General features: G+C 62.7%; 12 protein-coding genes. 2 read left to right on the top strand and 10 right to left on the bottom strand.

Features of this window, described 5'->3' with window-relative positions:
• The first annotated feature begins 5 nt into the window (after window positions 1-5).
• A complete protein-coding gene (locus tag AOA14_RS04395) occupies window positions 6-740 on the top strand; it encodes an SDR family oxidoreductase (RefSeq protein WP_062902997.1) in 735 nt (244 codons plus the stop codon).
• 418 nt (window positions 741-1,158) lie between these two features.
• Here the strand turns inward: AOA14_RS04395 and AOA14_RS04390 are convergent, their stop codons facing one another.
• From AOA14_RS04390 to AOA14_RS04345, 10 genes are all read right to left on the bottom strand, one after another.
• Window positions 1,159-2,133 carry an NAD(P)H-dependent flavin oxidoreductase gene (locus AOA14_RS04390; RefSeq protein ID WP_202988380.1) on the bottom strand — a complete coding sequence of 325 codons (975 nt, stop codon included), beginning with the start codon at window positions 2,131-2,133 and terminating at the stop codon, window positions 1,159-1,161.
• A gap of 24 nt (window positions 2,134-2,157) precedes the next feature.
• Window positions 2,158-2,706, bottom strand: coding sequence for a nuclear transport factor 2 family protein (locus tag AOA14_RS04385; RefSeq protein WP_202988379.1), 549 nt, complete (start codon window positions 2,704-2,706; stop codon window positions 2,158-2,160).
• A 19-nt stretch (window positions 2,707-2,725) separates the two neighbouring features.
• The gene (locus AOA14_RS04380) at window positions 2,726-3,157 is read right to left on the bottom strand and encodes a PaaI family thioesterase (RefSeq protein ID WP_062900924.1); all 432 of its coding nucleotides are present in this window, start codon (window positions 3,155-3,157) and stop codon (window positions 2,726-2,728) included.
• Between the two features lie 2 nt (window positions 3,158-3,159).
• Window positions 3,160-3,579: a nuclear transport factor 2-like protein gene (locus AOA14_RS04375; protein WP_202988378.1), complete on the bottom strand. Its 420-nt coding sequence runs from the start codon at window positions 3,577-3,579 to the stop codon at window positions 3,160-3,162.
• Window positions 3,579-5,393 (bottom strand): AMP-binding protein, encoded by a 1,815-nt coding sequence (locus AOA14_RS04370; RefSeq protein WP_082819818.1) that lies wholly within the window; start codon window positions 5,391-5,393, stop codon window positions 3,579-3,581. The genes AOA14_RS04375 and AOA14_RS04370 overlap by 1 nt, the downstream gene beginning before the upstream one ends.
• Window positions 5,394-6,200 carry an SDR family NAD(P)-dependent oxidoreductase gene (locus AOA14_RS04365; protein WP_062900921.1) on the bottom strand — a complete coding sequence of 269 codons (807 nt, stop codon included), beginning with the start codon at window positions 6,198-6,200 and terminating at the stop codon, window positions 5,394-5,396.
• A 61-nt stretch (window positions 6,201-6,261) separates the two neighbouring features.
• Window positions 6,262-7,029, bottom strand: a complete 768-nt coding sequence (locus AOA14_RS04360; RefSeq protein WP_062900920.1) for an enoyl-CoA hydratase/isomerase family protein — start codon at window positions 7,027-7,029, stop codon at window positions 6,262-6,264.
• Between the two features lie 31 nt (window positions 7,030-7,060).
• Window positions 7,061-8,224 carry an acyl-CoA dehydrogenase family protein gene (locus AOA14_RS04355; protein ID WP_062900919.1) on the bottom strand — a complete coding sequence of 388 codons (1,164 nt, stop codon included), beginning with the start codon at window positions 8,222-8,224 and terminating at the stop codon, window positions 7,061-7,063.
• Window positions 8,221-9,015 (bottom strand): enoyl-CoA hydratase/isomerase family protein, encoded by a 795-nt coding sequence (locus AOA14_RS04350; protein ID WP_062900918.1) that lies wholly within the window; start codon window positions 9,013-9,015, stop codon window positions 8,221-8,223. Before AOA14_RS04350 ends, AOA14_RS04355 begins: the two co-directional genes overlap by 4 nt.
• Window positions 9,016-9,133: 118 nt before the next feature.
• The gene (locus AOA14_RS04345; RefSeq protein WP_062900917.1) at window positions 9,134-9,784 is read right to left on the bottom strand and encodes a TetR/AcrR family transcriptional regulator; all 651 of its coding nucleotides are present in this window, start codon (window positions 9,782-9,784) and stop codon (window positions 9,134-9,136) included.
• A 218-nt stretch (window positions 9,785-10,002) separates the two neighbouring features.
• On the opposite strand from AOA14_RS04345, the gene AOA14_RS04340 reads away from it, so the two are divergent.
• Window positions 10,003-12,318 carry a TonB-dependent receptor gene (locus AOA14_RS04340; RefSeq protein WP_062900916.1) on the top strand — a complete coding sequence of 772 codons (2,316 nt, stop codon included), beginning with the start codon at window positions 10,003-10,005 and terminating at the stop codon, window positions 12,316-12,318.
• Window positions 12,319-12,493 lie beyond the last annotated feature (175 nt).

Below are 12,493 nucleotides of genomic sequence, written 5' to 3'. Positions count from 1 at the left end.
TGACGATGGGTATCGAAGGTAAAGTTGTGGCCATCACAGGTGCGAGCAGTGGCATCGGCCGAGCTACCGCGAAGCTGCTGGCCGGACAGGGCGCGTCTGTCGTGTTGGGCGCGCGACGTGAAGACGCTCTTGTCGAAGTCGTGAACACGATCATCGAAGCGGGCGGGAATGCCGTGTCCGAGGCTACCGATGTCCGGCGCCGGGTTGATCTCGAAGCTCTTGTTAGGCTGGCAGTCGAGCACTTTGGAAGGCTCGATGTCATTGTCAATTGCGCGGGGATCGGTCCGATCTCCCGCTTCGACGCGTTGGACGTGGACGGCTGGGATGCCATGATCGATGTAAATCTGCGCGGCACCCTTTACGGCATCGCGGCCGCCCTTCCAGTGTTCGCGAAACAGAATAGCGGCCATGTGATCAACGTCGTCTCGACGGCGGGCGTCCAGATCGTCCCTACGATGGGTGTCTATGCCGCCACCAAGAACGCGGTGCGCACAGCTACCGAAGTGCTCAGGCAAGAAGCTGGTCCCAACCTTCGCGTGACGGAGGTGTCACCAGGAATGATCGCGACGAACTTCGGCGACGGCATCACCGATCAACCTACGAAGAGGATGATCGAGGAACGTCTCGGGCCCATAGCGATCCCCCCGGACGCTATCGCTCGCGGTATAATCTATGCAATCGAGCAACCGCCGGATGTCGATGTGGGAAGCATTGTCATCCGACCGACTGCGCAGGGATGAGCTGCCGATTTTTTCCGGAGTTGTCATTCGCGGCCAGTTCCGGAAACTGCGTGAGTTGGTCGGAAGCAGCCCCAGTGATTGGCTCTCCCGAATGACGGCTTTCCACATTCCTCCGCCTTTTTGCCGGACAGGCAGAAGGCGGCCAGAGTCGGCGTTTTCGGCCGCTGGCGGGACAACGCTTCCAAGGCCAGAATGGAGTGATGGGTGGACGCCCCCCGGCGGCATCGCGCGGCTTGTAGCCCGTCTATGGCATCGCAATACCCGAGGGATATAATGGCTGGGGCTGATCGCCCGGGCGCTGGAGGACGCGCCGTTCGACGCGTTGCGCGTCGTGCTGGGCAATCCCGCAGCGGTCGATGCCTTCCGGCGCGGTGTCCGGCCACGAGTAGTTGCTTCGCAGCCACCTAATTGCATGCGCCTAAGACGACCGAAGTCGATCCCGCACGGCTTCAGCCTGCGCCATGATATTCTGCACCAGCTCGGCGCAGGTCGGAATATCGTGGATCAGCGCCTGGCTCTGACCGCTCGTCCAAATGCCGCCATCGACGTCGCCGTCGCGCAGCACATTCTCGCGTCCCCGTACGCCCGCCATCAGGTGGCGGACATCGTCGAACGTCTTGGTCGGATCGCGCTGGATCTCGGCGACCTCGAGCGAGACGGCATTTCTTGCGACGCGCGCGGTGTTGCGCAGGGTGCGGCCGACGAGCACCGTGTCGAGTTCGCTCGCGTCAACGATGCGCTGCTTCACATTGTTATGGATCTGGGCCTCGACCGTTGCGCAGAAGCGCGTGCCCATATTCACCGCATCGGCACCAAGCGCGAGCGCGGCGATCAGGCTGCGGCCGTCGGCCATCCCGCCCGAAGCGATGATCGGGGTGTCGGGCAACGCATCGACCGTCGCAGGGAGCAGCACAACCAACCCCACATCGTCCTCGCCGGGGTGGCCCGCACATTCGAAGCCGTCGATGCTGATCATGTCGACACCCTTCTTCACCGCCGAAACCGAATGGCGCACTGATGTGCATTTGTGGATCACCGTGACATCGGCGTCCTTGAAGCGCGGAAGATGGTCGGTCGGCGCGCGGCCCGCGGTCTCGACGATCTTAATCCCGCTGGCAATGATCGCCTCGCGGTAATCGTCATAGGGGATGGGGTTGATCGACGGCAGCAGGGTGAGGTTCACCCCAAAGGGCTTGTCGGTCAGCCTGCGCGTCGCCTCTATCTCGTCGAACAGCGCTTGGCCGGACGGATACATATGCGCAGTGATGAAGCCCAGAGCACCGGAATTGGCGACCGCGGCGACCAGCGGGCCATAGCCCACGCCGGTCATGCCGCCCATGATGATCGGGGTGTCGATGCCGAATTTCTCGGTAATGCGCGTCTTGATACCCATGTCGGCCGTCCTCCAATATGTCGTTCAGCTTCGCTTGGCGGACTCGGCGCCCAATAGCGAGAGCAAGTATGCGCCGCCGATGCGCTGGCCGCGCGGCGGCAGCATGCCGAATTGGCGCATCATGTCGGTAATCTCGTATTGCGCCATATAATCGGACAGCAGCCCGTCGCGGAATCCCAGGAAAATGTCGCAGCCATAAGTGGTGGCCCTTGTATCCTTGCCCGAAGCTGGCGGTGCGCTCGACGTCTGCTCGAACAGATAAAGTGCGCGCCCGGAATCGATTGCAACGAAAAGCTGGACTTCGCGGAATTGCACGTCGGGCATGACGGCCCAGATCTTGTCGACATAGGCGCGCATCGCATCTTGGCCGCGGATGACATCGGGCCAGAATATCGTGTCGTTCCATCGGATGTCCGGGTGGATAAGAGCCATCACTTCGTCGGTGTCGTGCGAATTCCATGCCGCTTCCCAGCGGCTACCGAAATCGCGGACGAAGTCTTGGGTGACCGCATCGGCCATAGGCAATCCGACATAGGTTTCGCGGTTCGCACCTGCGGTATCGCTTGCATGCATAATATCTTCTCCGTTACGGTCAGGCGGTGATCGGCGCCGACCGCGGCTGCTTAAACAAAGCGGTAGCCCTGGCGATCTTGCCGGGCGATCCGACGACCGATCCGGTCACGAACATCAGGCTGCGGGTCGTATGCTCCAGGATGACGCGGCTCTCGATCCAGTCGCCCATGGGGGCGCCTTGCAGGAAATCGACGCTGAGATTAATTGTGGGTCCGCCCCAGTCGTGGCCGCAAATCTCGATCGCGCAAACGCCGAGCGCGATATCGAGAAAGGTCGAGAGCAGCCCGCCGTGACAGAAACCCAAGCGGTTGCACTGATGCGGCTGCACCTCGAGCCCGAAGCGGACCGGTTCGGCTCTGTCGCCCGTATGGAGCATCTGCATCCCGCCGACATGCGCGCAAAATGGATCATCGAAATTGAGCGGACGCCATTCGCCTTGCGTGCGGTCCATCGTCACGCGGCTAGACCCATCAGGCGCGCAGCGACCGGATCGGCCTGCACCTGGGCTCCCATCCGGTCGCGTAGGGCCAGCATCGCAGCGGGCGGCCTCGCGAAAATTTCGATGCGCGCAATTAGCCCCTCGCGGTCGAGGCTGACGATGTCGACCCCCGAAAAATGTCTGCCTTCGATTTCTCCCTCGAAGCGCAGCGCATAGCGGTCGCCGTTGCACCAGCTATCAGTGTAAACAAGCCCGCCGAATTCCCGCGATGCAAAGTTGAGCAAGCGGCCAACCAGCTCCTTGCCGGTCCACGACTTGCCATAAGTGGGTGGACGAAGTTCGACGTCGTCGCGCAGCCAGATGTCGACGTCGGGCGCGAGCCGCTCGAACAAGGCCTGAAAAGCCGCAACCGACGGGGGTAGGCTCCAGAGCATCAGCCGGCCCCGACCAGCTTGCGAGCCCTGTCGGCGAAGATCATCACGTCCGCGTCGGGGCGAGCTGCGTAAAGCCGATCGACATCGGCGGATCGTCGTTCGCGTACGACACGCTGCGCCACATTCCCTTTCACAGTCACTTCGCCGGTTTCGAACGACGGCGGCTCGTTGAGGATCAGGGCCGCGCCGATCCGGCGCGCGGCGCCGCTCTGTGACGCGTTGAAGGTGGCGATCGCTGACGCGATCGCAGCACGCGTTTCGGTGCCGTTCTCGCCCGCCCGGAGCCACAGCAGCGCCGACGGATAGGGGCGGTTGAGGCCGCAGATTACGGCCTCCGCAACATGCGGGCCGCAAGCCGCCAGCAGGGCCACCCGGAGCGCCTCGACCGTGACATAGGTGCCCGAATCAAGCTTGAAATCTTCCGATAACCGGCCCGCGAAGACCAGCCCGGCCCGCGGCTCGTCGGGGTCGGCGAAGCGGACGGCGTCGCCGGTATGGAAATAGCCCTCCTCGTCGAACAGCAATGCGGAGGCTTCGGGCGCGCCGATATAGCCGCTTTGCGGCATCATTGTCGGTCCCTTGACGCGCATCTCGTACCGCCCGTCGAACGGAACGAGCTTGAGGTCCGTGGCGGGAAGGGGAAGCCCGATCACGTCGGTCCCGCCTTCGGTCCAGTATTTGAGCGTCCCGAACAGATACTCGGTCGCGCCGTAGAAGGAGAAGATCGGTACCGCCTTCCCGCGCGCGGCGATCGACAGCGCAGTTAGCCGGTCACGGACATCTTCGGCGAGCACGGCCCCTCCGAAACCCAGGAATTTGAGGCGCGAGAAGAAGTGGCGGCTGAGGTCGGTATCTGCCTCGAGCGCTTGACACAGCATCGTGTAGCCCAGCGGCACGGTGATGAAATAGGATGGCGCGACGTCGCGCAGATTCGCCAGCGTCCTGGCGAACAGCTCGGGGGTCGGCTTGCCATCGTCGATCCATATCGTGCCGCCGGCGGCGATCGTGTTGTTGAAGTTGAAGTTGCCCGCCATGATGTGGCTGAACGGCATTGCTTCGAGGATCTGTGGCGATTCGTCGCCGAACTCGAGCAGGCCGAGCGCGCGATTCTGCGCGATGGTGATGTTGAGATTGGCGTGCGGCTGCGGCGTCGCCTTGGGGGATCCGGTCGAACCCGACGTATAGATGATGCGCGCGATCTGGTCGGGCCGAATCGCGTCCATGCGCTCGGCCACATCGGGGCTTGGCGGTGTCGCGACGACTTCGGCCCAGGGTGTGATGGCGAGCCCCTCGACCGTACCCGACGCTGCGACAATCGTCACCCCGAGCGGCGCGAGCGCGCGCAGCGCAGCGGCGTAACGTACCGCGTCGTCTACGATGACGACCTTCGCGCCGACCACCGAGACGCATTGGCGGAGCTGGGCATGGTCCTTCGACATCAGCGAATAGGCGACGCTGACGGGCGCGATCGCTGCGCCGCTCCGCTGGACGCCGATGGCGGCAATGCCATGTTCGATCGAAGGCTCGGACAGAAAGGATATAATGTCGCCGACACCGATCCCCCGATCAATCAGCCATTGGGCGAGGCCATCGGCGGCACGGCGCGCGTCGCCGTAGGATATGCTGCGCCATGCGCCGTTCGCGCCGCGCTGGCGCATGAAGATCGCATCTGGCGTGCGTACGGCCTGTTCGTCGAAGACATGCGCGAGTGACTTGGGGACCGGGCCGAGCGGCAGGCCCGAGCGCAGGATGATGCTGCCATCGTCGCGGCGGTCGAGCGTCACGCTCGGGGCAGGGGGACTCGCAAACTCCATTCAGGCCATCCTGTACATCGTCCGCGGGTCGCCAAGTGCGGCGCTCAGCGAATCGGCGGTCGTCTCCGGCAGATCGAATTCGGGACCGAACGGTGCCGCCGCCACCCGATCGCCCGCTGCTCGCTGCCAACGCACCTGCGCGCCCCAGCCGCCGCCACATTCGACGATTTCGCCGGTGCGCGTCGACAGGGGATCGAGCAGTGCGATCAGAAAGGGCGAAATCTGTTCGGGACGCAAGCCATGCTTCATGCGGTCGGAAAAGACGCCGTCAGTCATTTCGGTCAGAGCCATTGGCGCGATGGCGTTGGCGCGAATTCCGACCCGTTCGCCTTCGATTGCCAGCGTCTTCATCAGGCCGATGATACCGGCTTTGGCTGCCGAATAATTCGCCTGCCCGAAGGCTCCGTGCATGCCCGCGCCCGAGGTGGTGAATATGATCGAACCCCGTCCCCGGGCCGTCATCGGCTCCCACACCGCCTTGGCGCAGGCGAAGCTGCCGCCGAGATGGACGTCGATCACCTCCGACCATTCATCTGCCGTCATCTTTGCGAAGCTGCGGTCGCGGACCACGCCCGCGTTGACCACCAGCCCGTCGATTGCGCCATATTCGGCGAGCGCCGCTTCGACGAAAGGGGCAGGATCGCGGATGTCGCATCGCACCGCTATGGCGCTTCCGCGACTTCGCCGGATGGCGGACGCGACAGCATCAACTTCGTTGCCGCGCCCTGTGAGGACAAGGCGGGCGCCGGCGCGCGCGAGGTCGGCGGCATATTGCCGGCCGAGCCCGCGACTCGCGCCGACGACCACGATGGCCGATCCTTCTAAAGCGGCGGAGGGGAGGGGAGGAGAGCCGGTCATCGTTCGCCCGTCAGCGCGTTCCCGACCCGACCTTGGCGCGCGCGGCCAGCATGCGGTCCGAAATCGCCGGGTTCCAGTGGACATCGCGATACTGGACATGTCCGTATACATAAGCTCCCATCGGATCCATCGCCCAGCTGCGACGCAGCATTTCGGTGGTGCGCACGACGGTCGGCACGGTCGTCGAGGCGATCTCGCCGGCCATCGCCTGTGCCGTGTCGAGCAATTTTCCTTCGGGCGCGATCTCGTCGATCAGGCCGATGCGCAGCGCTTCCTGCGCGTCGATGCGGCGCCCCGTCAGCACGAGCAGTTTCGCCTGGCTCTGCCCGACGATGCGCTGCAGCGGATCGACGAAGGGGGTCAGGCCGAAGCGGATCTGCGGAAAGCCGAATTTGGCGTTGGGGCTGGAAATGCGGATGTCGCAGAAAACCGCGATGTCGCAACCGCCGCCGAAGGTCGGTCCCGCGACCGCCGCGATCGTCGGCTTGGGGTATTCGAGCAGTTCGAGATAGCCATAATAAGTGGCGTCATACCAGCGCAGCCGCTCTTCCTCGCTCTTCCAGTTCATCGTATCGAGATCGAGTCCGGCGGAGAAATATTCCTCGGTTCCCGTGATGACGACCGCCGCGACGCTGTCGTCACGCCGCCATTGTTGAAGCGTTTCGACAAGATCCTCGAACAATTCGGTGCTGAGCGCATTCTTCTTGTCGGGGCGGTCGAGGAAGATGGTGGCGACCCCGCCTTTCACCTCGCTGCGCATCGTACCGTGCTTTGCCATATTCTTCACTCCTGGATTTCGGGATTTCGGATCAGAGATTTCGGGCGATGAGCAGTTTCATCACTTCGCTCGCGCCGCCGTAGATGCGGTGGATGCGGCTATCGCGGAACATGCGCGCGATCGGATATTCGAGCATATAGCCATAGCCGCCGAAGAGCTGGAGGCAGCCGTCCACGATCTTCGTCAGCTCCTCTGACGCCCAATATTTGGCCATCGAGGCGAGTTCGGCGGTGAGTTCGCCGCGCACGTGCAGGTCGGTGCAATGATCGACGAAGACCCGGCAAACGACCGCCTGCGTCTTATATTCGGCGAGCTTGAACTGGGTATTCTGGAAATCGGCGAGCGTCTGGCCGAACATCGGTCGTTCGCGTGTGTAGCGGATCGTCTCGTCGAGCGCGCGCTCGATCATAGCCATTGCCTGCCAGGCGATAATCAGCCGCTCCTGCGGCAGCTTTTCCATGAGCTGCGGCAGCCCGCGCCCCTCGGCGCCGCCGAGCAGGGCGTCGTCGGGCACGAACAGATCGTCGAAGAAGAGTTCGGACGTATCCTGCCCCTCCTGACCTACCTTGTCTAGGTTGCGTCCGCGCCGGAACCCCTCAGGCTCACTGCGCACATCGACAATGAACAGCGAGATCGACCGGCTTCCGCCCGCAGGGTCGGTCTTGACCGCGACAAGGATGACGTCGGCGATCTGACCGTTCGAGATGAAGGTCTTTTGACCGCTTAACCGCCAGCCGCCATCGCATTTGCGCGCGGTCATCTTCATGCCCTGCAGGTCCGACCCTGCCGCCGGTTCGGTCATCGCGATCGCGGTCAGGCATTCGCCCGAACAGAATTTGGGTAGCCAGCGGCGCTTCTGAGCTTCGGTCCCGAAGCTCGAAAAATAGGGGAGGATCACCGCATTGTGCAGGCTGATCGTCAGCGCGTCGGCGCCGCGATGTCCGATCGCCTTGGTGATGATCGCCTCGAACCGGAAATCGGCGCCCGCGCCGCCATAGGCTTCGTCGACCGAAATGCCGAGCAGGCCGGCCTCGGCTGCGGCGGTCCATGTTGCGCGGTCGACGCATTTGCCGGCGCGCCAGCGGTCGATCGCCTCGGGCGCGGTGTGCGCCGCGAGAAAACCGTCGACCGAGCGCGCGAACTGCTCGCACTCCTCGGATGCAAAAATGTCGGAGGCGATGACGTCGAGGGTCATGGCTTTCCGGCGCGTTCGATAGCGACGCTTTTACCGGCCTTGAGCCGGTCGAAGCCGCGCGCGATGCGCTCGCGGAAAATGCCGCGCTGGAGCAGGTCATGGGTTACGGTCAGCTCATATTGCAGCGCGCCGAGATGATCCATGTTCGACGCGCGCAGCGCGACGCCCTTGAAGATCTTTGCCAGTTCGGGGCCCATCTCGGCGATTTGCTTGGCGAGCGTCAGCGACCGCGACCGAAGTTCACCAACCGGCGTCACTTCGCTGACGAGGCCGATCCGCAGCGCTTCGTGCGCGTCGATCGGGTCGCCGGTGTAATAGAGGCGGCGGGCATGCTGTTTGCCGACGCGCGCCATAATGCCGTGATAAAAGCCGTTCATCGCATATTTGACCTGCGTCGATCCGAAGAGGGCATTTTCGGACGCAACGGTGATGTCGCACATATTGGCGACGTCCATACCGTAGCCGGGCGCGACGCCGGCGACGGCCGCGACCGACGGTTTGCCGAAGTCGTAAATCGCTTTCATCAGCGCGAGCGCGAGATCGTTGAAACGGCGGCGATCGTCGTCGCTCGCCGTGTTCAGGATGTCGACGCGCCAGCCGGCACAGAAATATTCCTCATTGCCGATAAACAGCACGCACGACACCGCGTCATCCTCTTCCCAGGCGCGCAGCGCGGCGATGATGTCCTCGTGCAACTCCCAGCCGAGCGCGTTGCGTACCTCGGGATGATTGAGTTGGAGGATGCCGACGCCGTCCTGGACGCTGGTATTCAGATAACGGAAGTCGGCCATCGCTTATCCTTTTATTACCTACTAGTCGGTAACATTGTCATAAGCGCGTCGAAACGGGCTGTCAACTCGCGGTTTGAATGGCCGCGAGGTGCACGGGAATGCAGATTTTTGGATCAGCTCAGGGCTTGCCGATGCCGTCGAGAATCATGGCGACGAACTGGTTGGAGACCGTGCGGGGCTCGATCAGCAGCGCCGCAGATTGCCAGTGCGTCATCCAGTTGACCATGCCGAAGATGCCGAACGAAATGATGCGCGCGTCGTCGAAGGCTAGCGATCCGTCCTTGCGTCCGACTTCGAGCCGATCGAGCAGGTCGCGGTTCAGCATCCGCTTGTAGTTGCGCGATTTGGCCTTGCCGGCGTCGCTCATCACGCGTTCGTCGGCGACGATCATCGACAGGACATTATCCTGCAACAGATCGACATAGCATTCGATGAAGATGCGGACGCGTTCGCGGCCGGGGAGGCGGATATCGTCGCGATCGGCTATTTTCTGCTGAAACAGGATATAGCCGCGTGCGATGCATTCGAGCAGGATCTCCTCCTTGCTCGCGAAATGATAATAAAGGCTGGGCTTGGTGATCGACAGACCCGCGGCGATATCGTCGAGGCTCGTGCGATCATAGCCCCGCTCGCGGAACATGGTGGAGGCGACCCCCATGATCACTTCCTTGTTGACGCTGCCGCGCTTGCGCCCCGGCCTCGCGGTCGAACCCGGTCGTTTCTGGGTGGGCGTCGACGCCGCCCCTGTCTTCTTGGATGCTTCCGCCATTGCTTTCCCATTTGCCGGACGCCCGCTCGCTGCGGCTATCCTGCCTGCCCCTGCGCGTGAGGCATAGGTCGTTCACGACCCGCTGGTCAATAGGTGTCGCCTTCATTGCCGATTTGACAATGATTGCAATCAATATTACCGACCGGACGGTAACAAAGATCTGAGCGCTCTTTCCTGATCGGAACATAGCGTTACAGATGGTCATCGGGAGGGAAATTATGGCGCTTTCAAAGATGCATAGTTCGTCGTCGGTCGCGGCCCTGCTGCTGGCGTTGCTCGCGAATCAGGCAGCGGCGCAAGAGGCTGCGCCTGCTGGCGATGAGGAAGCGGTCGGTACCAACGAAATCATCGTGACCGCGCAAAAGCGCAGCGAGAACATCAACAGTGTGCCGCTGTCGATCACGGCGGTGTCGGGCGACGATCTGCAGGCGCAGGGCGTAACTGACGTCGCGGGACTGGTGAAAGTGACCCCGGGCTTCAACGCGATCAACAGCGGCTTTGGCACACCGGTCTATTTTCTGCGCGGGATCGGCTTCTTCGACAGCAGCCTTGCCGCAAAGCCGACGGTCACGGTCTATACAGACGAAGTGCCCATTCCCTATTCGGTGATGACGGCGGGCGCCTCCTTCGATCTCGAGCGGGTCGAAGTGCTCAAGGGGCCGCAGGGCACCCTTTTCGGATCGAACGCAACCGGCGGCGCGATCAACTATATTTCGGCCAAGCCAACCTGGACGCCGGAGGCGGGGCTGGCGCTGTCCTATGGACGCTTCAATAGGTTCAGCGTCGAAGGCTATGCGAGCGGACCGCTGTCTGACACGCTGGCAGTCCGAATTTCGTTGCGCCATGAAGGTGGCGGTGACTGGCAGAAAAGCTACACGCGCGATGCCAGCCTCGGCCAGCGTGCGTTCACGCAGGGGCGCGTCCAGCTTGCTTTCCGGCCCGTCGACACGGTGCGTCTCAACCTGATGGTCAACGCCTACCAGGATCATGGCGATACGCAGGCGCCGCAGTTTACTGCGCCCTTCCAGCAATCCGCCGGCTTTTTCGATCCGCGTCTGCCGACCTATCCGGTCGCTCCCGAGGATAATCGCGCGGCTGATTGGGGCACCAGCTTCCCGCTGAAGAAGGACAATTGGCAGGTGCAGGCCGCGCTGCGCGGCGAGATCGACGTCAGCGACGACATCACGCTCACCTCGATCTCGGCCTATACGCGCTTCAAGGAAGCCTATGGGCAGGAATCGGACGGCACCACGTTGCGGCTTACCGACGTCTTCCTCGAAGGCGACATCAAGTCCTTCAGTCAGGAATTGCGGCTTGCCGGTTCGTTGATGGGTGACGGTTCATGGATCTTCGGCGGCAATTATGAATGGGGCAAGACGCACGAGCTGCTCACCCAGCGGCTCAACGACCAATCGTCGGCGCATGTGTTCGATCGCTTCGGCTTCCCGTCGATCGAGCTGGTGCCGCAGCTCGGCGACACAAAATATCGCAGCATCGCGGCCTTCGCCGATGTGAGCGTGCCGATCGCCGACACGCTGACCCTGATCGGCGGCGTGCGCTACACCGATACCAAGGTCGATTTTTCGGGGTGCACGCTCAACGCCGGCAACGGCACCTATGCGCGCGGCTTCGAGCTGATCTTCGGCCTTCCGTCGGGAACGATCCCGCTCGGCGGCTGCGTGACGTTCGACGACGCGGGGCGTCCCGGCAAATTTGCCGGCAGCCTGCCGGAAGACAATCTGTCCTGGCGCGGCGTGTTGCAATGGAAGCCCGCAGAGGGCCAGCTCTTCTATGCCAGCGTCAGCCGCGGCTACAAGAGCGGCTCCTTCGCTACGCTCGCGGGCAATCGCTTCTCGCAATACAAGCCGGTGCGGCAGGAGCAGGTAACGGCCTACGAGCTTGGGTTCAAATCGGCGCTGCTCGACCGCCGCGTGCAGATCAACGGCGCCCTCTTCTACTATGATTATCTCGACAAGCAGTTGAAGGGCCGCACGATCGTGCCGGTGTTCGGCCCGCTCGAGGCGCTGGTCAACGTACCAAAGTCGCGGATCAAGGGGGCGGAATTGCAGCTCGTCGTCTCACCGGTGGAGGGCCTGCGTGCCAATCTGGGCGCGACCTATATCGACAGCAAGGTCACGCGATCCTTCTCCAACTACACCGCATTCGGCGCGGTCACCGACTTCAACGGCTTCCGCTTCCCCTACACGCCAAAGTGGCAGGTCAACGCCGACTTGGAATATCGCTGGGATGTAGGCGGATCGAAGGAAGCGTTCATCGGCGCCAACTATACCTACCGCAGCTCGACCTATGGCGATTTCAAACCCGACGCTCGGCTGTTCATCGACGACTATGGCTTGCTCGACCTGCGCGCCGGAATCGGCGACGCCGACGGCGCGTGGACGGCAAGTCTCTATGCGCAGAATGTCACAAACGAATATTACTGGAATACCGCGGCGCGGCGCGGCGATGCCGTGATCCGCTTTACCGGAATGCCTGTCACCTACGGCGTTAACGTCGGCTTCAAGTTCCGCTAGTCGTCGAACGACCGCTTTCCTGATCCGATGCCCGAGAAGCGGCTTTTCCGCTTCCGGGCGGGACCATTCCAGCCAAGTCTGACCGTTTCCGAATTTCTGCCTCTGAAAGCGGGCGGGCAGCTATGGCCGGCCACCTGAGCATGTAAGCGACAGGTGCCGGAGCCGGCTTGGTACC

It is taken from the genome of Sphingopyxis terrae subsp. terrae NBRC 15098, from assembly GCF_001610975.1.
GTDB lineage: Bacteria > Pseudomonadota > Alphaproteobacteria > Sphingomonadales > Sphingomonadaceae > Sphingopyxis > Sphingopyxis terrae_A.
Note: the sequence above shows the minus strand (reverse complement) of the source record. Positions and strands in the feature narration are given on the sequence as shown.

What these genes read in the sequence shown, in the direction of transcription:
- AOA14_RS04395 (WP_062902997.1), top strand. Translation starts at nt 6, where the DNA reads ATGGGTATCGAAGGTAAAGTTGTGGCCATCACAGGTGCGAGCAGTGGC.
- AOA14_RS04390 (WP_202988380.1), bottom strand. Translation starts at nt 2,133, where the DNA reads ATGGGTATCAAGACGCGCATTACCGAGAAATTCGGCATCGACACCCCG.
- AOA14_RS04385 (WP_202988379.1), bottom strand. Translation starts at nt 2,706, where the DNA reads ATGCATGCAAGCGATACCGCAGGTGCGAACCGCGAAACCTATGTCGGA.
- AOA14_RS04380 (WP_062900924.1), bottom strand. Translation starts at nt 3,157, where the DNA reads ATGGACCGCACGCAAGGCGAATGGCGTCCGCTCAATTTCGATGATCCA.
- AOA14_RS04375 (WP_202988378.1), bottom strand. Translation starts at nt 3,579, where the DNA reads ATGCTCTGGAGCCTACCCCCGTCGGTTGCGGCTTTTCAGGCCTTGTTC.
- AOA14_RS04370 (WP_082819818.1), bottom strand. Translation starts at nt 5,393, where the DNA reads ATGGAGTTTGCGAGTCCCCCTGCCCCGAGCGTGACGCTCGACCGCCGC.
- AOA14_RS04360 (WP_062900920.1), bottom strand. Translation starts at nt 7,029, where the DNA reads ATGGCAAAGCACGGTACGATGCGCAGCGAGGTGAAAGGCGGGGTCGCC.
- AOA14_RS04355 (WP_062900919.1), bottom strand. Translation starts at nt 8,224, where the DNA reads ATGACCCTCGACGTCATCGCCTCCGACATTTTTGCATCCGAGGAGTGC.
- AOA14_RS04350 (WP_062900918.1), bottom strand. Translation starts at nt 9,015, where the DNA reads ATGGCCGACTTCCGTTATCTGAATACCAGCGTCCAGGACGGCGTCGGC.
- AOA14_RS04345 (WP_062900917.1), bottom strand. Translation starts at nt 9,784, where the DNA reads ATGGCGGAAGCATCCAAGAAGACAGGGGCGGCGTCGACGCCCACCCAG.
- AOA14_RS04340 (WP_062900916.1), top strand. Translation starts at nt 10,003, where the DNA reads ATGGCGCTTTCAAAGATGCATAGTTCGTCGTCGGTCGCGGCCCTGCTG.